The following is a 22,038-nucleotide window of genomic DNA, read 5'->3' on the forward strand; positions in this document are numbered from 1 at the left end:
CAACAACTGCAGAAGAACGCCAAACTACATTCAATGACATGATTGTTGTAGCACTTGAAGCGGCTATTCAAGAGTAGTTTATATAACAAATTTTAAGACATAAGCAAAAGCAGAAAATAAGGCAAGCGACCAAAAAAACGACGATTTATAAAATGTCGTTTAATAAGTCACTTGCCTTTGCTTTGTCTTTTTTCAACGTTTATCCATCAAAATGATTAAAATTCAAGAACTCTAGCTTCATTTGCTGCAGTAGTTTATGCAATTGCTGAACGGTTGCAAGAGGAATGAAATAAAGTTGGTGAAGAACTGTAGAGGAATATTGTGACACAAAAAAGAAGGGTTTCCCCTTCTAACCATTTTGATCTAGCTTGTCAGAAATATCTTTTAGAAAGCTCTTTATTTCCTTCTGATTCAAAAGGACTTTCACCATGAAATAAAAAACAAATATAATTGCAGCAAAATATAATAAGACAAATAAAATTGGTATAAAGGCGAATGTAGTAAGAAAATCGTCCAATTATTACACCTCCTTTCATTTGTATAATTATACCATATAATATAGTATTTATAAATAAATATAGAAAAATATACAATTTATATTTATGTCTATAAATAGAGCTATAGAATATGTAACGTATTTCCTAGCACTTTATTTTCCATCTTAATCACAATGTACATGCACAGTCCCCAAATATTTGAATATCCTAAAAAGGTGAGTGAACAAAAATACAAATACAAGGGAGAGGGATTTTGAGTTACAAATATAAGGATGAAATATACAACAGCCTGAATCTTGTAAGTAAACTGATTGATGATTATGGTACTTGCCCAGGATGTGGGAGTGAACGTATTGGAAGTAGTAAAAATATTGGATCAATGGATTACAACGGTAAATTAGGTACGTTTGAACGTATATGCAAATGTGGGTGGTCTGTCAAATTAAAAGTTGAGAAAATCTAATTGAACAATCTAATTCAATTGATGGATATCTCCTATAAAGCACAAATATTAGAGTAATTCATTGTAATTAAATTACATACATTTAAGCTAGCTTAAAGTAGCGCTATAAGCAGTTATATAAAAGCAAAAAGGAAAATTTTCTAAAGGCTATCAAGGAAATTGATAGTCTTTTTCTTTTCGTAGGGCATAATTCCTGATATTATGGTATAAGTAGTGTTTAAACACTGTTAGATTGAAAGTGGTGAACAAGATGGATGATAAAACAAAAGTTGACCCAGAACAAAATGATGAATCTCAAAAAACGCAACAGGTTGACCCAGTTCCAGAAGTAAAACCTGCAGGTAGATACATACGTATGAAACCATTTGCTTTTATCATGATGATTATGGTTTTGATTCTTGCAACTTCAGGTATCACAATCTTTGCTTTAACTTTTGGAGAAGAAAAGGTAGTAGAAGTTCGTACACCTGCTCATACTGAATTCCAAAAATTATTTAATGCTTATGATGAACTATCAAAAAGCTATTACAAAGACATTGATACAGATGCATTAGTAAACGGTGCAGTAGACGGGATGATTAGTGCACTGGGAGATCCTTATTCAGATTATATGAATAAAAAGGAAGCAACTCAATTTAATGAAAGTATCTCTTCTAGTTTCCAAGGAATAGGTGCAGAAATCCAGGAAAAAGATGGACATATTGTAGTTGTGTCGCCTATTAAAAATTCTCCTGCAGAAAAAGCAGGGATTAAAACAAACGACATTATTAAAAAGGTTAACGGCAAAAGTATCGACGGTATGACAGCTTCTGAAGCTGTATTATTAATCCGAGGTAAAAAAGGAACAGATGTTACTTTACAAATTCAACGTGGTGGAGCTAGCAAACTTATTACGATGAAAATAACTCGTGATGATATTCCAGTTGAAACAGTTTATGCAGAAATGAAAAACGACAAAATTGCTCATATCCAAATCACTAGCTTTTCAGATAATACGTATAAAGAATTATTAAGCGCATTAGACAAAATGGAAGCTAAAGGTATGAAAGGTCTAGTTATTGATGTTCGTCAAAATCCAGGTGGATTAGTCGATGTAGTAGAAGACATTGCAAGCCTATTTGTGAAAACCGGAGAACCGATTGTACAATTTGAAGATCGTAACGGTAAAAAACAAGTAGTTCCGGCAAAAGACGGAAGAAAAGTGAAAGTACCTGTTACTGTTTTAATCGATGGTGGTAGTGCTTCAGCTTCTGAAATTTTAGCAGGTGCCTTAAGCGAATCTTCTAATGTCAAATTAGTAGGTGAGAAATCATTTGGTAAAGGGACTATGCAAACAGCTGAAAATCTTTCAGATGGTTCTAATCTAAAATATACAATCGCTAAATGGTTAACACCAAAGGGTAATTGGATTCACGAAAAAGGAATTCAACCAAATTACAAAGTAAATTATCCAAGCTATGCTTCATTGCCATACATTAGTACAGATAAAACGTATAAAGAAGGATCTCTATCTGATCAAGTCAAAGCAGCTGAAAAAATGTTAAAAGCAGTAGGGTATGAACCAGGTAAACTCGATGGTTTATATGATGCTTCAACAACATTAGCTGTTCAAAGATTCCAACAAGACCATAAGTTAAAAGTAACTGGCGTACTAAAAGGTGAGACAACTTATGCTTTAATGGAAGAACTTCGATTGAAGATTAAAAACGAAGATCCACAATTGAAAAAAGCAATGGCAATCGTAAAAGCAGAAATGAAATAGGCTAGAATAAGACAGAGGGAGCTGGCAAATTGTCAGCTCTTTCTTGTTACAGAAATAGGAGTTGAAATTATATGAAAGATGTATATTTATTTAGTGGTTTTTTAGGTAGTGGTAAAACAACAATGTTGGTAGATATTATCCGACAATTAAAAGAACAACGTCTAAAACCAGCAGTGATTATGAATGAACTAGGAAAGCTCAATTTTGACTCGCAAGCTGTTGAAGAAGGAATTCCTTTAAAAGAAATGTTGAATGGATGTATTTGTTGCTCTGGCGCTGAAAAAACAGAGGCGCAAATCCAATCACTTTTAGTAGAATCTGATTTTGATGTACTTATAATAGAAACAACTGGTGCAGCACATCCTGTAGAAGCGATGGATGCAGTCTATTCGCCACTATTTGCAGATCAGCTAAATATTAAAGGTATCATTACTGTAGCTGATAGTAAACGATGGTTAGAACGAGAAAAAATGTCTCCACAAACTCGTTCTCTATTTTTAGAACAAATTCGTCATGCACATTTAATCTTGGCAAATAAAATAGATTTACTAACAGAAGCAGAACGTGCAAAAGTGACATTTGAATTACAAAGTTTAAATCCACATGCTCAAATTATTCAAACCGTAAATGCAAAAGTACCTTTAAAGTTCTTAAATAACCTACATGCAACATCTAGACCAACAGATATCCATAAAGCGGATTTAGGCCATCACCTTCATTTAAGTTCAAGACTAGTTACTTTCCCGGAAACTTCCGATTTTACACAAGAAGAATTTGAAGACTGGGTGCGTTCAATTCCAGAAACAATTTATCGTATGAAGGGTTATGTACCCGTAAAGGGGATTAAAAACCCTATGTTATTCCAATATGCATACGGATTAACACAATGGTTACCTGAGTACATCCGAATGGAACCTAATTTAGTTATTATTGGTGAAGATGTGAATGAATTGAAAGTACCAGGGTTGCAATAATAATCTACGAAATTATGAATATGTCAACCCTTTAAACTTAGCAATAAGCAGATAGACTTCAAGTAAATCCCAAACAAAATCCTTTAATATTGCCCAATGAGAACCCCTTTGGAGAAAGTGGTAATCGTTGGGCAATTTTTTGTCTGATATTTACGATAAGCTTGATACAGACAAGGAGGAATGCAAGATGAAAAAAATGACAAAATGGGCATTACCATTAAGCCTACTAATGATGGTGGGAGTTTCAAGTGGAGCAATCGATGCTTCGGCTAAAACAGTCAATAATGATGCAACGAAGCAAACTTCAGTGTCAAATAATAATTGGCAATATAACAAAGCGTATAATTGGGTGAAAGTTAACAATAACACTAAAAGCCCATTCCAAGTAAAGAAAATGACGAAAGCTGAACTTAATCAATATCTAGCTTCACTTAAAGGATCAAACAAAGGAACTGCCACAAATAAGGATTCTAATAAAGGAACAACAACAAACGCAGATTCTAATAAAGGAACAACGCAAAACACTGCATCAGATAAAGGAACAACAACAAACGACGCAGATTCTAACAAAGGTACAACACAAAACACTGCATCAGATAAAGGAACAACAACAAACACAGATTCTAACAAAGGAACAACACAAAACACAACTTCAGATAAAGGAACTTCCACAAACACTGGTTCAAATACTTCAACAACAACAAACTCAAACAGCTCATCTGTATCACAATTTGAACAACAAGTGATTACTTTAACAAATGCTGAACGTGCTAAAGAAGGACTTCCGGCTTTACAAGCTGATACAACATTAATGAAATCTGCTAGAGCAAAATCAGATGATATGGCTAAAAATAATTACTTCTCTCATACGAGCCCAACTTATGGATCACCATTTGACCAAATGAAATCTTTTGGAATCTCATATAAAGCAGCAGCTGAAAATATTGCTCAAGGCCAAAAAACACCACAAGAAGTTGTACAAGCATGGATGAATTCATCAGGACACCGTGCTAATATCATGAATGGTTCATACACTCATATTGGTGTAGGCTATTCAGCAAACGGAAACTATTGGACACAACAATTTATCCAAAAATAATAGTATAATACTAGTTTAATAAATTTTAAAACCAGCCATCATGATGGCTGGTTTTTTGTTTAAAATAATTATTTTATTTCCATACTGGAGGAAAAGGAGGACAGATTTTGTTACTACTTGAATCCATGATTGATAAATTAAAATCTACCTTTTACAATTCTGTCGATTTTACGGCAAAAGAAATTTCATGGCCGAACGAAGAATATGCAATTTTGTGTTATTACAGTTCTATGGTCAATAAAAGTGATGTTCAAAACCAGATAAATGTATTAAAAGTTCAAGCGTCTGTAGATGAAGAAAAATGGACAGAAACAATGGCTGCGGTTAAGGAACCATTTCAAATGGAGAAATTTGTTGATTATATTTGTCATGGGGAAACAATTATCCTTTTATTGACAGAAAAACAAATGGTACATCTTACCTTACCTGAGATTCCACATCGTTCACCTGATGAACCTATAAACGAACATATTCTCAGAGGATCACATGAAGGATTTGTAGAGAATGTAGATGTGAATATAGGGCTTATTAGAAAAAGAATACGCATGCCTAACTTAGTTGTAAACAAAATGGAAGTTGGTAAAGAAACAAAAACCGATGTTTATTATATGTATTTAGATAACGTAGCAAACCAACAATCTGTTTCTGAAGTAGAAAGTAAGTTAAAACTGATGCAAGAAAAAACGAAATCTTTATATACTGCAGGAGAAGTGGGGGACTATTTGGAGGAGTCGGTATATTCACCATTTCCTCAAATGTTAAATACGGAAAGACCTGACCGAGTATTTGCAAATCTTGTGGAAGGGAAGATTGCAGTTTTTACAAATATCTCTCCAACAGTATTACTAGGGCCAGTTACCTTTTTTTCCTTTTATCAATCACCGGATGATTATAATGGACGAGTATTGGTAGGATCATTTTACAGAATGGTTAGGGTATTCAGTTTTTTAACTGCGGTATTTTTGCCAGCATTTTATATAGCGATTGTTAGCTTTCATTTTGAGATTTTACCAATAGAACTAAGTAAAAAACTTAGACTAGATATAAGTGAAATACCTTATCGTCCAATTATAGAAGCGATGATACTGGAAATTATTATAGAACTGATTCGAGAAGCTAGTGTACGACTGCCTCAAGCGATTGTCCAAACAATCGGTATCGTCGGTGGTTTAGTAATTGGAAATGTAATTGTAACTGCAGGTCTTGTTTCTAATATGATGGTAATCATAGTAGCGTTAACAGCTATTTCAAGTTATGTTGTTCCATCCGTTGAAATGAATATGTCAATTCGAATTTTACGCTTTCCTTTTATGTTAGCGGCAGCTTTAGCCGGCTTTTTTGGTATTGTAATTGGAGGCTTTGTACTATTTATACATTTACTCAATTTACATTCTTTAAAGTCACCTTACTTTTCACCAATCGTCCCATTTGAACCCAAAAAGATCAAACAGATTTTTGTCAGAGGTCCATTTGTTAAGCCTTCACCACAAACAAGTTCGTTTGATCCGGAAGGAAGAAAGAAATGAATTTTAAATTAACAAAAATTCAATTTTTTTTAATGCTATTTTTTATTGAAACAGGAGTTATATACATTTCATTTCAACAAGGTGTAATTGATTATGGTGGAAGAGATGCATGGATCATGTTCGGAGTTGCATCTATCTTTATGTATTTGCTCCTTTTCTTTTACGAAAAAAATTATAAATTTTTCCGATTGGGCAAAATTACAAAATGGATTTATATTTTGTATTGGCTAGTCGTAATTATTAGTTTTTTAAGCTATATGCAATATACATTAAACGTGTGGATCATTCAAAATATGCCACCATTCTACTCATTATTGGCTATTGTTCTCGTTACTCTATATATCAGTTTAAGTAGACCTTCTACGACAGTAAACTTAGGGGTATTGATTATACCATTAGTATTTATATTTATTGTTTTTATATTACTTGCGACTCACGAATTGAAATTTTCGAATATTTTACCGATTGGGACAAGTACAGTTCCTCAATGGCTAAAAGGCATGCATTATAGTTTAACAGCTTTTATAGGTATTGAAAGCTATCTAATGTTGAGAAAAAATGTCTTAAAAGATGAAGAGATTAAAGGAAAACCCATATTAATATTCCATCTTATCGTTTCGATATTTATGGGGGCTTCGGTTATAGGGGCTGAATTTTACTTTATGTTAAAGGAAATTCGATTAATACCAGATCCCATTCTGTACATCTTAAAATCGCAAAAGGTAACGTTTGTGAAAAGACTTGATATCTTCTTTATCTATATTTGGCTTGCATGGAGTTTGGTAACCATTAATTTATTTCTCTTTAATATACGAATTGCTTTATCTACACAAGAAGGGAAAAATCCCAAACCTTTGTTATTTATCATACATGGAATTATTATGATTGCTCCTTTGTTTTTCATTGGAGTAGGACAAGTGGAATTTATTCGTAAATATCTTATTTATTTATTCTACCCATTTTCCATCATACTACCTATGATAATTATTTTATTTAATAGAAGGAGAGATTCCAAATGCGACAAGTCACAATAGTTTGCTTATGTAGTGTTTTGTTGCTCGCTGGATGTTGGGATGAACGATTATACAAAAACTTGTCAGTAATTTCTGTAGCTGGTTTTGAGGGGCATATGGGGGAATTAGTATCCTATTATGTATATCCAAATTCTGCGAGTGATCCAACTCAATTTACAGTAATTGAAACTAAAGGAGTCTCTCCAAGAGATACTCGAAACAAAGCTGATATGAAAATGGACCAGACAATTGATTTGTCTGAACTCACAGTTCTTTTAATAGCAGAAGAAACAGCACATGATGATATCTATCCATATTTAGATGTCTATTATCGTAATCCACAAAATCCGATTAATTCTAAAATTGCTATTACAAAGGGATCTCCGAAAGATTTTTTATCTATAAAAGAGCCGTTGCCTTCAGATGTTGGTGAATTTTATGAAAATTTTATAGAAAGTATGGAACGAGATACTATATTTCCAAAAGATTTAGATTTACAACAGGCAGGTTCAAGGCTTTTTGATGAAGGAATCGATTTGGCTATACCATATTTAAAAAAAGATGAGGCTCATGGAACTCCTATAGCTGCAGGACTTGCTCTGTTTAATCAACGGAAATTCACAGGAACTATATTAAATACGAAAGAATCACTATTACTGAATTTATTAGCAAAAGGAAAATCAGATACTGCTCGAATGACGTTTTTATATGAAGAGGACGATAAAAAGACACCTCTAACAATAGATATTATTCGATTAAAAAAGAAAATAAAACAACAGGGCAATTCAAAAAGAATCACTATTAACGTGAAAATAGAAGTGAATATAGATGAGTTTCCATCGGATCATTTAGGGAAAGAGAAGATAGAGTATCAATTAGAAAAATTTTTATCGAAGAAAATACAAAATAATATGAATAAAATGATTAAGAAATGTCAGGATGCATCCTCAGATCCGATTGGTATTGGAAGAAAAGTAAGGGCTAAAGGTTCAAATATATGGAAAGAAGGAAAGTGGAAAGATACTTATTCAACATTGGATATTCAAACAAATGTAGATGTGAAAATTATTCGTTCTGGAATATTAAAATAATGTGGATTGGTTTATGAAGGTGATTAAAACAAGAATCTTCCCTCAAAGAGAGGGAGATTCTATTTGTTTCATTTTTTGATGAACAAAGTGTAGTCTAACACTAAGTGTAATGGCACCTACGGCTAATCCAGAAATCAATCCAATCCAGTAGCCATATGGTCCAACATTGGTGAAATTGGCCAATGAATACCCTACTGGTAAACCAATAACCCAATAAGAAATGAGAGCCATTATAAATGTTATTTTCACATCTTTATAGCCTCTGAGAGCGCCTTGGATTGGCGCTTGAATAGCATCAGAGAGCTGAAAGAATGCTGCATATGTTAAAAAGTGTGATGCTAATGTAACAACAGTTGGATCGTTAGTATACACAGCTGCAATTTTTTCCTTAAAAGTTAATAAGACTGTTAAAGAAATTGTACAAAATGAAACAGCCGTCGCTATACAGATTAAACTATATGTTTTTGCATCTTTAAAATGCTTCCCACCAGCTTCATAAGCAATCAAAATCGTAGCTCCCATTGAAATACTTAATGGAATCATATATACCAAGCTCGCAAAATTCATCGCGATTTGGTGTGCACCAATTACCTCCGTATCATAATTACTCATCAATAAGGTAACTACTGAGAAAATACTTCCTTCAGCAAAAATAGACAAGCCAATTGGTAACCCTAATTTTGTGATTTCCATACATTTTGACCAATTTGGCTTTGGTAGGTTTGAAAATATAGCAAAATCTGAAAATGGTGTTTGTTTTTTTGTGATCCATACTGCAATCCCACATATAATCCAATAAGTAATGGCGGAAGCTACTCCTGCTCCAACACCGCCAAGCTCTGGAAAACCAAAGTTACCGAATATCAATAAATAGTTGAAAACAATATTAATAGGCGTTGCCAATAATGTAATTGTCATAGAGACCCTAGTTTGTCCTAATGCGTCTATAAAACAGCGTAGATTACTATATATAAATAGTGGGAATATCCCAAAACACATGGCTAATAGATAATGTTTAGCGACACGATAAACTTCAGGCTCTAAAGACATTTTGGAGAGGATAGGGTCAATCGCTAGTATAAACACACAAAAAATAAAGAATGCTAATACAATAGCAACATAAAAGCCTTGTTGTACACGAAATGATGCTTCTTTCACTCTTTTTGCACCAACTAATTGTGCTACAATAGGTGTGATAGAAGCCAGAATGCCTGCTAAACCAGTATAAACAGGCATCCAAATAGAAGAACCAATCGACACACCTGCTAAATCAGCAGTACTATATTTACTTGACATTAAGACATCAAAAAATGACATCAGATATAATGCTATTTGGGTGATAAGAATAGGAAATACAATTTTTAGCATAAGAATCCATTTTGCTCTTATCGTAGTTGTTTCATGCAAAGTTTACATCTCCCATATTTTTAATATGTATCTTTTATTATAGTTGTTCGTATAGTAAAATAAGTATTTGAATTTAGTTTTTAGCGACACACTCTCAAGATATTATTTTTCATGTGTTTCGCCGATTAAGTTGTCAGGCTATAGCAGGTAACTCCTCAAAAGATTGTGAAAATCGAAAAGAGTATAGACTAAAATTTCAATGATGAAAGAGTCTTATAGAGTTGCTTTAGCTTTTAAATAGAATAGGAGTATCTTATTATGACTAAACAAACTGTAATATTAACTGGTGGCGGTACAGCAGGCCACGTTTCGCTTAATCAAGCAATAATACCATCTTTTTTAGAAAAAGGCTATGATGTTCACTATATAGGTTCAAAAGAGGGAATTGAAAAAGAAATAATCAGTCAAGCTTTCCCTGATCTTCCTTATCACTCAATCTCAAGCGGTAAACTAAGACGTTATTTTTCTATGAAAAACTTTACGGATCCTTTCCGTGTTCTTGCGGGGATTTCACAAGCGTTAACGATTATGCGTCGTGTAAAACCAGTTGTTGTATTTTCAAAAGGTGGCTTTGTTTCTGTACCAGTTGTCATGGCAGCCAAACTTTCTGGCATTCCAGTTGTATCCCACGAATCTGACGTAACACCTGGTTTAGCAAACAAACTTTCTTTACCATTTGCTTCTCATATCTTCACAGTTTTTAAACAAACATTAAAGCATTTGCCAGCTGAAAAAGCAACATGTACTGGTTCTATTATTCGTCCAGCATTATTTGATGGAACAAAAGAAAAAGGACTTAATATGTGCGGCTTCCAAAACGGGAAAGAAACAATCCTTATTATGGGGGGAAGTCAAGGCTCTAAATTTATCAATGATGCTGTACGTTCCAATATGGTGGAATTATTGAAGGATCATAATATTATTCATTTATGCGGAAAAGGTCATTTAGATGAAGCACTTGTAGATATGCCAGGATATAAGCAATTTGAATACGTAACGACTGAATTGCCGGACCTATTATATGCTTCAGATTATATCGTATCTCGAGCAGGTTCCAATTCAATCTTTGAATTTTTGGCACTTAAAAAACCAATGTTGCTTATTCCATTATCTTTACAAAAATCACGTGGTGATCAAATTTTAAATGCAAAACTTTTCTTTGAGCAAGGTATTGCGGAAGTATTACAAGAAGATGAACTAAACAACGAAAGTTTTATGAATGCGATGAATACATTAAAAGATCATAAGCATTCCCTTATCAAAAATATGGGAGAAGCTGAATCGCCAAAAACACCAGATGAAATGGTAGATTTAATCCTGCAATATGCGAAACGTTTATGATTGTCTATATGTATTAATAGAAATTATGTAGAAACAAAAAGACCATTTAGGTCGCCTCTCGATAGGCAACTAAATGGTCTTTTTTATTCAATTTTGTAAGCAAATCAAAATCCCCACTTTCACCATTTTTACATTGCCTGTTCTGCTGAAGCATTCTTTTGAGTTGCCATATAGAAGTAAAATGTATCCCTTTGAATTTTTAATAATTCAAACTGTTTTTCACCTTGGTTTATTTCTTCATATAAAGATGGATGACTTTCTTTTGCATCCATAACATAACCAAGTTTTGAAGCAGCACGAAGGGATTTTGTGTTTTCTTTTCGGATTTTCAAAAAGACGCATTGAAAATCCAATTCAAAAAATAATTCTTTCAGAAATAACTCTTTTGCTTTTTGGTTGTAACCTTTTCCTTGGTAAGGAGCACCAATCCATGTGCCTAAGAATCCAGCACCATCCTGTACATCATAAAGAGTGATTGTGCCAATTGGTTGCCCCCAATCATCTGTAATTGTACGAGAAACCACCTTGCCGTTTTCTTCATCTTCCATTAACTGGCTTGTCATAAACCAAAATTCATCTGCTGTCTTTGCCTTTTGACGCACAAAAGGGAAGACAGATGGGTGACTTAACAACTCGAATAGCTCATTGCATTCGTGTAATTCACGTTGTTTAATCATACTGAACGCCTCCTTCTCTGGGGTGAACTTCTAATACAGTTCTATCCCGCTCGAAATTTTTCATTTAATGTTTCATAAAAAATTTCGGGGTGGGAATCGAACCCACTAGAACCAGTTATCACTGGTGGCGCACCATTTGCCTTCCCTATTGACTCTATAAAAAATAGGAATCACTTATGAAATTATTTTGCACTTTTACTATACTAAGATTTAAGAAAAAAGCAAAGGGAAAACAGTTATTTTCTTTAAAAAAACACAAAAAAATATATAAATTGTGAACAGCTAATGTGAACATTTTGCTTTCCGGAAAATTTTTTTACTATTTTAATTAATAACAAAATTTTGCTAAAATGAATGTGAATTATTTTTTATTAATTATCTAAATTTACTGAAAGTATACTCATTATTTGTAAAATACTATAATATTCATGATAGTTTAAAATGAATATAGTTAAATATAATCATTTTTTAAGCCGTGAGGTAACTATTTTTACCTTATTTTTCTATAGAAATTTGTGGATATTTAACTTTGCGACGTTAACAAATCAGTTGTATGCTAATAGCAATAGAATTATGATGGAATAGAGAACGGAGGAGTTTTTTGATGGTATTAGATTTATTGAAAGTGCATGGTTCTGGAAATACATTCTATATTTATGAAACGAAAGATGAGTCATTGTATGATTGGGTATCATTGGCCAAATGGCTTTGTGAAGATACAAATCATGGTGGTGCAGATGGTTTACTTTTAGTAGCTCCTTCAAAAAAAGGTTTGGCTAAAATGCGCGTGATCAATGCAGATGGCACTGAAGCATCTATGTGTGGTAATGGCTTACGTTGTGTAGCACGGTATGTATTAGAAAAGAACGGTGTTTCAGAAGGATTAATCGAGACGATGAAAGCGACATTGCATGTTGAACAAGAAGAAACGTTATTTAATGGGGTACCTACATATGCTGTTGAAATTGCACCTGTATCGTTTGAACTTTCTTCATTGCCTATGGAAGTGGATGATAAAACCACTTTTATCAATGAAATATACGGTGAATTAGATGAACATATCGCTTTTACAGCTGTATCCGTGCCTAATCCTCACCTAATCGCTTTTGTACCAAAGGAAAAAATAGAAAATCCAACACATCAAGAACGATTAGCAACTTATTTAAACGGTGAGAATCCTATTTGTCCAGATGGGGTTAATGTTAGTTATGTATATCCAATAAGCCAAAATGAGATATATGTTAGAACATTTGAAAGAGGTGTAGGATTTACAAATGCTTGTGGCACTGCGATGACAGCTTCTGCCTTAGTATCCAAAATGCTAAAACATACGAATGATGAGAAAATCACAGTATTTAACCCCGGTGGATTCGTACAATGTTTGGTGAAAGAACAACAAGGGGAATATCATTTAAAATTAGTTGGAAATGCAACATTTGTTTCAAAATATAAATTATCAATAGAAAATCAAAATTATTCTTATATTAATATAACTGAAACTGGGGAACAAAAGGCTTATAATGCACTTATCGAATTTACAAAAGGAAAATTAGCTACAGAATTTACAGTTTGATTTTGTGAGGTGTCAATATGACAGACGTCTTTTTAACGAAGGTGCAATTTAACGCACTTTATCAAGCAAATAATAGTTTTGTTTTTTTGATGGAACAAGTAGAGAATGATTTTCAATATATTTATATTAATAAAGCTGCTGAAAATGTTTTTACTACTAATCCAGAAGGTAAATTTATGTCAGAAGTACTTATGAATACTAGACAACAAAACATCAAAGACTATTATCTGAAAGCAATTTCTACCAAACATTCAACCATATTTCGTGATTTTTATTTATTTTCTGATAATGGGTATACAAATGAAACACTTTGTACACCTATTTTTCAAGGGGAACATACATATATATTAGCAGTTACAAGAAATATATCTGAACAGAAAGAGTTAGAAGAAAAGTATTTGTTTTTACAATCATTATTTGAAGATAAGATTGATCCTACTGTCATATTACTAAGAGATCTTACTGTTTTTGATATGAATTTAGCTTGCGAAAATCTATTTAAAGACGTTTCGAAAGGAAAAGAATTTTTGAAATTAGATTTCATTAATTCTAATGATGTCAAAAAGTATATGCACCATATTGAAAATACTTTTGCTGGTCAAGGTTCTTCTTCTGTTATTTTTTCACATAAAAAGCCTTCAGGTGAAATGAGGAATTTTGTTGTTAGTTTTTCTCCTGTTTTTATGGAAAATAAAGTTGCTGCCATAAGCATTCAGTGGCAAGAACTCAATAGTAAAGTACAGTTGAAAAAGGATTTAGTCGAAACAACATTATTGTTAGATAGTTATAGAGATGCTTTGAACGTAGCAGCAAATATATGCATCACCGATAGAAATGGTGTTATAAAGTTTGTTAATACTAAATTTGAAGAACAAACACAGTATAATTCAGACGAGCTTATTGGGAAATCAAATGTGCTCCTAAATTCACGTGAACATACTAATGGATTTTACCGGAATTTATGGGATACCATTCAAAGCGGGAATATATGGCGTGGTGAAATACGCAACCGGTCAAAGTATGGAAAGTACTACTGGGTAGATACAACGATTGTACCTGTTAAAGACATCAATGGTGTGATAACAGAATTTTTAGCAATTAGTTTTGATATCTCTGATAAGAAGTCGATTATTACAAATTTACGTAATATTGAAAAATTGTTCCGACTAATCACGGAATATACAAATGACTGTATCGTTATAACAACCGAGGATGGGATCATTCAATATGTTTCTCCGATTCATGAAGCAAGACTTGGTTATGAAAAAGAAGAACTATTAGGTAAAATTTACTTTGAGTTATTGTCTAAAGAGAGCCGTGCAAGTTTAACAAATGAAATAGAATATATAAAGAAAAATGGCAATACAAAATTAGAGTTAGAGATTCTTACAAAGGAAGGCAAAAGCATTTGGTTAGAATCTCAAATTTCTGCTGTCAGTGATTTAGGAAACAGAGGAGAATATCAATTAGTATCTGTTGCTAGAGAAATTACTGAGCGTAGAGAGATGGAAGAACAGCTACGCTTTCTTGCTTATCATGATAGTTTAACAATGTTACCAAACAGAAGATATTTGTTAGAAAAGTTCGATGAATTTGCACTAGATGCATGTTCAACTGAAAATTCTATTGCTATATTATTTATCGATGGCGATAATTTTAAAAGAATTAATGATGTATATGGGCATGATATTGGTGACGAATTTATCAAACATTTTGGTAAGGCTTTATCTTCAAGTTTAAGGGATACTGATATTATCGCAAGGATAGGTGGCGATGAATTTGTTGTTCTATTAACTAAAATGTCCACTTCAGTTGATAAAAGAAATAGACAAATTGAACAAGCTATTAGAAGAATTCAAGAAGTACTTCGTAATGGATGGATTATTGATGGGAATTACTTCTCTCCAACATCATCTATTGGTATTGCCTGTTATCCAGAAGATGGGAAAGAAATTTCAACATTATTAGATAAAGCGGATACAGCATTATATTATGCTAAAAGAGTATCAGGAAAAGATTCTTATCATTATGCCGATAACTAGAAATGGTGGCGAACGATATGAAAAAGCATATATTATTAGTAGAAGACGAAAAAAATATTGCACGGTTCATCGAACTAGAATTAAAGCATGAGCAGTTTGACGTGACAGTTAGTTACAATGGGCGGGAAGGTTTACAAATTGCATCTGATGAGACAAAACATTTTGATATTATTCTCTTAGATGTCATGCTTCCAGAGTTAAATGGTATCGAGATTTGTAGAAGGGTTCGAAGTCATTCTGATGTGCCGATAATTCTAATTACTGCAAGAGATGCAGTGATGGACCGAGTAGCCGGTCTTGATGCGGGAGCAGATGATTATATTGTTAAACCATTTGCAATTGAAGAGTTACTTGCACGCATACGTTCTATTTTAAGAAGAACGAACCAATTAGAGAAAGAGTCAAAACTTCTCCAATTTAAGAATATTACTATAAACCAAGAAGCTTATAGTGCATATATTGATCATCGGTTACTAGAGTTAACAAAGACAGAATTTGACTTATTGTGCTTACTTATTTCCAATAAAAATAGAGTTTGTACTAGGGATCAAATTTTAGAAAACGTTTGGGGATACCATACGGATGTAGAAACAAATGTCGTAGATGTATACATACGACATCTACGTTCAAAACTTCCGAAAGAAGCAAGTTCTTACATTGAAACTGTAAGAGGAGTAGGGTATGTGATGAGAGAATGAAAAAGTTTGTAAATGTTTCTATAAAAAATCAATCTTTGAAGACAAAGTGGGCGTTAACGTCCGCTTTTGTTATTTTCATCAGTTTTACCATCATATGTTCGGTATTATATTGGTCATTACACTCTTGGTTATTATCTGAGCAACAGCAATCAGTTAATCGGACAATGGATGATTTAACCGTGTTTTTTGAATCAGAAGGAAATGCAATCACTATTGATGATATTAGATCAAATAAAGGTCTGATGAACTCAATTATTGACAAAAGCCAAACCGTTCGGATTCTAAATAAAGACGGGATTGAGATATTACGTATTAATGATACGATTTCTAAAACTCCAGATATACCAAAGAGTGTACCTCTTCAAGGTTATGTTGTAGATAAGCAGAAAATTGAGGGGATAGAAAGTTTTGTTGCAACGGGCAAAATAGAAATAGGATTTTTCCAAGGATATATTCAATTGACACATCCATTAACGGCTTTTCAATCATTGATGAATTATTTACTAATGGCAATGTTAATATCTGGGTTAGGTGCATTAGTTTTGTCAGCATATATTGGCTATGTTTTAGCAAATGTGTTGTTAAAACCGTTACATAATTTGCGACAAGAGATGATTTCTGTTGCCGAAGAAGGCTTTGAAGCGCCAATACAGATGATATATAACAGAGAAGACGAAATAGGTGATTTACTACGAGTTTATCGCAAAATGATGGGAGAACTAGAACAGTCATTTCTTTTACAACAACAATTTATCTCAGATGCATCGCATGAGCTTAGAACCCCTATTCAGGTTGTTGAAGGTCATTTATCTTTGATACAACGATGGGGAAAAGACGAACCAGAAGTTTTAAATGAGTCACTTGAAATTTCATTATCAGAAATTAAACGTATGAAAAATTTGATAGGAGAAATGCTAGAACTAGCCAGAGGTGAATATCATGATCATGATAATTCATGCGATATTTTGGCCGAAACAAATGAAATTATTCAAGAACAGAAAATTCTTTATCCAGATATAACGGTTAATGTGAATCACCAAAAACTTACTAGTAATTTTGCATTGATTTCCCAAAATGCTTTTGGGCAAATAATACGTAACTTATTACAAAATGCAATTCGCTATTCTAATGACCATCCATCTATTCAAATAAACTTGACAAATGACTTGAAGCATTGCAAAATCGAAGTCGAAGATAACGGTATTGGCATCGCAGAAAATGACTTAACACATATTTTTGATCGGTTTTATCGAGTAGATGATGCACGTTCAAGAGATGAAGGTGGCACTGGCTTAGGACTAAGTATTGTCAAAATGTTAGTGAATAAGTATGGCGGTGAAGTAACTGTAACCAGTAAACTGGGTTTAGGAACAAAGTTCTTAGTGATACTACCTTCTAAAAAATAACTCTTTTTTTGAAGATTTATTCAAGAATTCCATCATTCGAGATAAAAATTGCTCAATTCTCAACAAAAATATTGAATTATTTGTGAAGAGTAGTAAGATTGAAAGGAAAAATGTTCTTCCCAGCATGTAACATTACATACGTGTATCTTCAGCAGGAAGAATTGTAAAATATATAGTGGATTTCAGAATTATTCTTTTAATTAATGGAACTGCCACTTGGCAAAAAACTTGGAGGTAATTCTCATGTCAAACAACGTTTCACTTGCAAGCTCACCATGGTCTGCATTTTCAGGTCCAAACCTTGGCTATGTGATGGATATGTATGATTTATACTTAACATCTCCTGAAGAAGTAGATGCAGATCTTGTGGCACTTTTTGAACAATATGGCGCACCTGTAGTAGAAACAATTGAAACAACTACAAATGTCGCTCCAGGTAATATTGAGAAAGTTTTAGCTGCAGTAAAATACGCTGATGCGATTCGCGCACATGGTCATTTAGCTGCTGATATTTATCCATTAAATAACCAAACAAAAGATACTACTCGTATTGAAGCGGCAACTTATGGACTAACTGATGGGGATTTAGCGAATATTCCTGCATCAGTATTATTAAACGAAATTCCTGTAAACGTTCACAATGGATTAGATGCCATAAATTACCTGAAAGAAATTTATACAAGCAAAATTGCTTATGAATTTAATCATGTAGTAGGTAAAGAAGAAAGACAATGGATTCAATCTAAAATTGAAAACGGTACACTTAACGGAAAACTTTCTGCTGATGACAAAAAAGAAATTCTTTCTTTGTTAAACAAAGTTGAAGGTTTCGAACAATTCATGCATAAAACTTTTGTTGGTGTTAAACGTTTCTCAATTGAAGGCGTTGATGCATTAGTTGTTTTAATCGATGAAATTATCCGTCGTTCTGAAGACAAAGGTTCAAAAGATATTATGATTGGTATGGCACACCGTGGTCGTTTAAACGTACTAACTCATAATGTGCATAAACCATATGAAATGATGTTAGCTGACTTTGCTCATGTACCTAGTGAATTATTCGTACCGAAAGACGGTTCATTAATCGCTACAAAAGGTTGGTCAAATGATGCAAAATACCACCTTGGAGCAACATATAAAGCACCAAATGGTACTACTATTAAATTAGCTTATAACCCATCACACTTAGAAGTAGTTAGTCCAGTTGTTACTGGTCAAGCTCGTGCAGCTCAAGATGATACATCTAAACCAGGTCTTCCTGTTCAAGATCCTTCAAAATCATTAGCAATCTTGGTTCATGGTGATGCAGCATTTGCTGGTCAAGGTATCGTAACTGAAACTTTGAACTACTCTCGTACTAAAGGTTTCAATACTGGTGGTTCAATCCATATTATTGCGAATAACATGATTGGATTTACTACTGAACGCTTCGATTCACGTTCTACTGTTTATTCTTCAGACCCAGCGAAAGGTTATGAAGTACCAGTAATTCACGTAAATGCGGATTCTCCAGAAGAAGTTGTTCAAGTAGCACGTTTTGCAGTAGAATACCGTGCAAAATTTGGTAAAGATATTTTAATCGATTTAATCGGTTACCGTCGTTATGGTCATAACGAAATGGATGAACCAATGATTACAAACCCAGAAATGTATAACATTGTACACAATCATGACACAGTACGTGCTTTATACGGTAAAGAATTAGTTTCTGAAGGTGTTGTAACTGAAGCAGATGTAACTAAACTACAAGCCGACATCAAGGCAGAATTACAAGCTGCTCTTGACCATGTTAAAGAAGTTGGTAAAGGGAAAGTTACAAGCCACGAAATGCCTGAAGCTGTGAAAAATGGTTTTACAGAAGAAGTTGAAACAGCAGTTGATCGCGAACGTTTAGAAAAAATGAATGAAGAACTTCTAACATTCCCAGAAGACTTCAATGTATTTAGAAAACTAAACAAAATCTTAAACCGTCGTCGTGATCCATTTGAAGGTAAAGGTAAAATTGACTGGGGTCATGCTGAAACTCTTGCATTTGGTACAATCCTACAAGATGGTCATCCAGTACGTATCACAGGTCAAGATGCTCAACGTGGTACATTCTCTCAACGCCACCTTGTTCTTCATGATGAAAAAGATGGTAAAGAAATTGTTCCATTGCACAACATTTCTGGTTCAAAAGCATCTTTCGCACCAATCAACAGTCCATTATCTGAAGCTTCAATCGTAGGTTATGAATACGGTTATAACTTAGAAAACGAAAATGCGCTAACTATTTGGGAAGCTCAATATGGTGACTTTGCGAATATGGCACAAGTAATGTTCGATAACTTCATCTCAGGAACACGTTCTAAATGGGGCGTTAAATCAGGTGTTGTTTTATCATTACCACACTCTGCTGAAGGTCAAGGTTCAGAACATACAAGCGCTCGTCTAGAACGTTTCTTACAATTATCAGCAGAAAATAACTGGACAGTTGTAATGCTTTCAAGTGCAGCTAACTACTTCCACTTATTACGTCATCATGCAGCAACTCTTGGTACAGAAGCAGTTCGTCCATTAGTTATGATGTCACCAAAATCACTTCTACGTAACCAAATCGTAGCAGCTGATGTTGAAGAGTTAACAACTGGTCATTATCGTACAGTGATTGAACATCCAACAACTGGTCAAAATGCTGATAAAGTTGAAAAAATCGTATTTGCATCAGGGAAAATGGCAATCGATATCGCAGAAAAAGTGGGCAACGGAGAAGGTTTTGAACACCTACACTTAGTACGTGTTGAACAACTATATCCATTCCCTAAAGAAGAAATTGCTGAAATCCTTGCAAAATTCCCTAATGTTAAAACACTTGCATGGGCACAAGAAGAACCTAAAAACATGGGATCTTGGTTCTTCGCAGATCCATTCCTACGTGATTTAGCTAAGGAAGATCAAGAAGTTGTATATATTGGACGTCCAGAACATTCAAGCCCTGCTGAAGGCGATGCAGATTCTTATAAAGAAGCACAAGCAATCGTCATCGAAAATGCAGTAGCTCGTAAATAGTGCAAACTACTAAAGGAGGAAAATAAAGTGGCAGACATTATCGTTCCAGAATTAGCAGAATCAATTACAGAAGGTGAAATCGTACGTTGGGTTAAACAAGTAGGTGACCCTGTAGAAAAAGGCGAATTCATCGTAGAATTAGAAACTGATAAAGTAAACGCTGAAATCATTTCTGAAGAAGCTGGTGTTCTTACAGAAATTTTAGCTCAAGAAGGCGAAGTAGTAGAAGTAGGTGCTGTAATCGCACGAGTTCAAGAAGGCGCAGTTGCTGCAGCTCCAGCTCCAAAAGAAGCACCAAAAGCTGAAGCTCCAAAACAAGAAGCACCAAAAGCAGAAGTAAAACCTGCTGCAGCTCCAGTAGTAGAAGAAACTTCTTCTACAGAACGAGTAATTGCTAGTCCAGCAGCTCGTAAATTAGCTCGTGAAAAAGGCATCGATTTAGCTGCAGTTTCACCAGTAGACCCACAAGGTCGTGTACGTGTTCAAGACGTTGCTGCATATAACGCAGCTCCAGCGGCTCCTGCTGCTCAACCAGCAGCTCCAAAAGCTGCTCCAGCACCAGTTGCAAAAGCTGTAGATGAATCACGTGTAGAAGTAGTGAAAATGACTCGTCGTCAACAAACTGCTGCAAAACGTTTACTTGAAGTATCTCAAAATACTGCAATGCTAACTACTTTCAACGAAATTGACATGACTAACGTTATGGCACTTCGTAAACGTAAAAAAGAAGCATTCCAAGAAGCACATGATGGTACTCGTCTAGGCTTCATGTCATTCTTTACAAAAGCTGTAACTGCTGCACTTAAAAAATACCCAGCAGTTAACGCTAAAATTGTTGGTGATGAAATTCACTACAACAAATTCTTTGATATCGGTGTTGCAGTAGCTACTCCAGACGGATTAGTTGTACCAAACGTTCGTGACACTGATCGCAAAAACTTTGCTGAAATCGAAGCTTCAATTGCTGATTTAGCAACTAAAGCTCGTAACAAAAAATTATCACTTCAAGATCTTGAAGGCGGTTCTTTCACTATTACAAACGGTGGTGTATTCGGTTCATTAATGTCTACACCAATCATCAACGGTGACCAAGCTGCTATCCTTGGCATGCACAACATCGTGAAACGCCCAATCGCAGTTGGCGATGAAATCCAAATCCGTCCAATGATGTATGTAGCATTATCTTATGACCACCGCATCATCAACGGTAAAGAATCAGTTGGATTCTTAAAAACTGTTAAAGACCTTATCGAAAACCCAGAAGATTTATTACTAGAATCTTAATCTGACGAGCTTTATAGAGATTTTTCGAACCTATCGCTTACACTCAGACCACCCTTTAATGAGGGCACTGAAAAAGTCCTTTCTGATTTTTATTGCGAGTATGAGAACAATCAATTCGTTCTCATACTCGCTTTTTT

17 protein-coding genes and 1 pseudogene are annotated in these 22,038 nt (G+C 34.1%); 15 read left to right on the plus strand and 3 right to left on the minus strand.

The features are described 5' to 3' along the window. Window positions 1-77, plus strand: a pseudogene (locus tag Q0977_RS16030) (purine-nucleoside phosphorylase); the annotation flags it as partial. A 272-nt stretch (window positions 78-349) separates the two neighbouring features. Here Q0977_RS16030 and Q0977_RS16035 read toward each other — a convergent pair. Then, window positions 350-517: a hypothetical protein gene (locus Q0977_RS16035; RefSeq protein ID WP_164489650.1), complete on the minus strand. Its 168-nt coding sequence runs from the start codon at window positions 515-517 to the stop codon at window positions 350-352. 233 nt (window positions 518-750) lie between these two features. On the opposite strand from Q0977_RS16035, the gene Q0977_RS16040 reads away from it, so the two are divergent. The 7 genes from Q0977_RS16040 to Q0977_RS16070 all read left to right on the plus strand — a co-directional run bounded on the left by Q0977_RS16040 (window position 751) and on the right by Q0977_RS16070 (window position 8,425). After that, window positions 751-960, plus strand: coding sequence for a DUF3797 domain-containing protein (locus Q0977_RS16040; RefSeq protein WP_199670691.1), 210 nt, complete (start codon window positions 751-753; stop codon window positions 958-960). 250 nt (window positions 961-1,210) lie between these two features. Further along, window positions 1,211-2,722, plus strand: coding sequence for a S41 family peptidase (locus tag Q0977_RS16045; RefSeq protein WP_119415460.1), 1,512 nt, complete (start codon window positions 1,211-1,213; stop codon window positions 2,720-2,722). Between the two features lie 71 nt (window positions 2,723-2,793). Continuing rightward, entirely contained in the window at window positions 2,794-3,696 is a 903-nt protein-coding gene (locus Q0977_RS16050) for a GTP-binding protein (RefSeq protein ID WP_299515755.1), read from the plus strand. Between the two features lie 187 nt (window positions 3,697-3,883). Next, entirely contained in the window at window positions 3,884-4,795 is a 912-nt protein-coding gene (locus tag Q0977_RS16055) for a CAP domain-containing protein (protein WP_299515757.1), read from the plus strand. A gap of 107 nt (window positions 4,796-4,902) precedes the next feature. After that, complete coding sequence (locus Q0977_RS16060) at window positions 4,903-6,321, plus strand: spore germination protein (protein WP_206426835.1); 1,419 nt, start codon at window positions 4,903-4,905, stop codon at window positions 6,319-6,321. Beyond that, window positions 6,318-7,355 carry a GerAB/ArcD/ProY family transporter gene (locus tag Q0977_RS16065; RefSeq protein ID WP_299515761.1) on the plus strand — a complete coding sequence of 346 codons (1,038 nt, stop codon included), beginning with the start codon at window positions 6,318-6,320 and terminating at the stop codon, window positions 7,353-7,355. The genes Q0977_RS16060 and Q0977_RS16065 overlap by 4 nt, the downstream gene beginning before the upstream one ends. Continuing rightward, the gene (locus Q0977_RS16070) at window positions 7,337-8,425 is read left to right on the plus strand and encodes a Ger(x)C family spore germination protein (protein ID WP_119415463.1); all 1,089 of its coding nucleotides are present in this window, start codon (window positions 7,337-7,339) and stop codon (window positions 8,423-8,425) included. The genes Q0977_RS16065 and Q0977_RS16070 overlap by 19 nt, the downstream gene beginning before the upstream one ends. Window positions 8,426-8,467: 42 nt before the next feature. Here the strand turns inward: Q0977_RS16070 and Q0977_RS16075 are convergent, their stop codons facing one another. Beyond that, entirely contained in the window at window positions 8,468-9,832 is a 1,365-nt protein-coding gene (locus tag Q0977_RS16075) for an MATE family efflux transporter (protein ID WP_119415464.1), read from the minus strand. Window positions 9,833-10,090: 258 nt separating this feature from the next. Between Q0977_RS16075 and Q0977_RS16080 the strand changes: the two genes are divergently transcribed. Continuing rightward, window positions 10,091-11,173: an undecaprenyldiphospho-muramoylpentapeptide beta-N-acetylglucosaminyltransferase gene (locus Q0977_RS16080; RefSeq protein WP_119415465.1), complete on the plus strand. Its 1,083-nt coding sequence runs from the start codon at window positions 10,091-10,093 to the stop codon at window positions 11,171-11,173. Window positions 11,174-11,301: 128 nt separating this feature from the next. Here Q0977_RS16080 and Q0977_RS16085 read toward each other — a convergent pair whose 3' ends face one another. Next, entirely contained in the window at window positions 11,302-11,850 is a 549-nt protein-coding gene (locus tag Q0977_RS16085; protein WP_119415466.1) for a GNAT family N-acetyltransferase, read from the minus strand. Window positions 11,851-12,454: 604 nt separating this feature from the next. On the opposite strand from Q0977_RS16085, the gene dapF reads away from it, so the two are divergent. The 6 genes from dapF (at window position 12,455) to odhB (ending at window position 21,901) form a co-directional block, all read left to right on the plus strand. Further along, window positions 12,455-13,423: a diaminopimelate epimerase gene (gene dapF, locus Q0977_RS16090; RefSeq protein WP_119415467.1), complete on the plus strand. Its 969-nt coding sequence runs from the start codon at window positions 12,455-12,457 to the stop codon at window positions 13,421-13,423. A gap of 17 nt (window positions 13,424-13,440) precedes the next feature. Next, window positions 13,441-15,465 carry a diguanylate cyclase domain-containing protein gene (locus Q0977_RS16095; RefSeq protein WP_299515766.1) on the plus strand — a complete coding sequence of 675 codons (2,025 nt, stop codon included), beginning with the start codon at window positions 13,441-13,443 and terminating at the stop codon, window positions 15,463-15,465. Between the two features lie 17 nt (window positions 15,466-15,482). After that, the gene (locus Q0977_RS16100; RefSeq protein ID WP_119415470.1) at window positions 15,483-16,163 is read left to right on the plus strand and encodes a response regulator transcription factor; all 681 of its coding nucleotides are present in this window, start codon (window positions 15,483-15,485) and stop codon (window positions 16,161-16,163) included. After that, entirely contained in the window at window positions 16,160-17,569 is a 1,410-nt protein-coding gene (locus Q0977_RS16105) for a HAMP domain-containing histidine kinase (RefSeq protein WP_299515768.1), read from the plus strand. Before Q0977_RS16100 ends, Q0977_RS16105 begins: the two co-directional genes overlap by 4 nt. Window positions 17,570-17,812: 243 nt before the next feature. Beyond that, entirely contained in the window at window positions 17,813-20,617 is a 2,805-nt protein-coding gene (locus tag Q0977_RS16110) for a 2-oxoglutarate dehydrogenase E1 component (protein WP_124218631.1), read from the plus strand. A 27-nt stretch (window positions 20,618-20,644) separates the two neighbouring features. Continuing rightward, window positions 20,645-21,901: a 2-oxoglutarate dehydrogenase complex dihydrolipoyllysine-residue succinyltransferase gene (odhB, locus tag Q0977_RS16115; protein ID WP_299515771.1), complete on the plus strand. Its 1,257-nt coding sequence runs from the start codon at window positions 20,645-20,647 to the stop codon at window positions 21,899-21,901. The last annotated feature ends 137 nt before the right edge of the window (window positions 21,902-22,038 follow it).

This window comes from uncultured Rummeliibacillus sp. (genome assembly GCF_934216135.1).
In the GTDB taxonomy this organism is placed as follows: Bacteria; Bacillota; Bacilli; order Bacillales_A; family Planococcaceae; genus Rummeliibacillus.

Excerpts from the sequence above, each read along its gene's own strand:
- Q0977_RS16065 (WP_299515761.1), top strand. The coding sequence starts at position 6,318 with ATGAATTTTAAATTAACAAAAATTCAATTTTTTTTAATGCTATTTTTT.
- Q0977_RS16045 (WP_119415460.1), top strand. The coding sequence starts at position 1,211 with ATGGATGATAAAACAAAAGTTGACCCAGAACAAAATGATGAATCTCAA.
- Q0977_RS16085 (WP_119415466.1), bottom strand. The coding sequence starts at position 11,850 with ATGATTAAACAACGTGAATTACACGAATGCAATGAGCTATTCGAGTTG.
- Q0977_RS16080 (WP_119415465.1), top strand. The coding sequence starts at position 10,091 with ATGACTAAACAAACTGTAATATTAACTGGTGGCGGTACAGCAGGCCAC.
- Q0977_RS16100 (WP_119415470.1), top strand. The coding sequence starts at position 15,483 with ATGAAAAAGCATATATTATTAGTAGAAGACGAAAAAAATATTGCACGG.
- Q0977_RS16095 (WP_299515766.1), top strand. The coding sequence starts at position 13,441 with ATGACAGACGTCTTTTTAACGAAGGTGCAATTTAACGCACTTTATCAA.
- Q0977_RS16050 (WP_299515755.1), top strand. The coding sequence starts at position 2,794 with ATGAAAGATGTATATTTATTTAGTGGTTTTTTAGGTAGTGGTAAAACA.
- dapF (WP_119415467.1), top strand. The coding sequence starts at position 12,455 with ATGGTATTAGATTTATTGAAAGTGCATGGTTCTGGAAATACATTCTAT.
- Q0977_RS16055 (WP_299515757.1), top strand. The coding sequence starts at position 3,884 with ATGAAAAAAATGACAAAATGGGCATTACCATTAAGCCTACTAATGATG.
- Q0977_RS16105 (WP_299515768.1), top strand. The coding sequence starts at position 16,160 with ATGAAAAAGTTTGTAAATGTTTCTATAAAAAATCAATCTTTGAAGACA.
- Q0977_RS16070 (WP_119415463.1), top strand. The coding sequence starts at position 7,337 with ATGCGACAAGTCACAATAGTTTGCTTATGTAGTGTTTTGTTGCTCGCT.
- Q0977_RS16110 (WP_124218631.1), top strand. The coding sequence starts at position 17,813 with ATGTCAAACAACGTTTCACTTGCAAGCTCACCATGGTCTGCATTTTCA.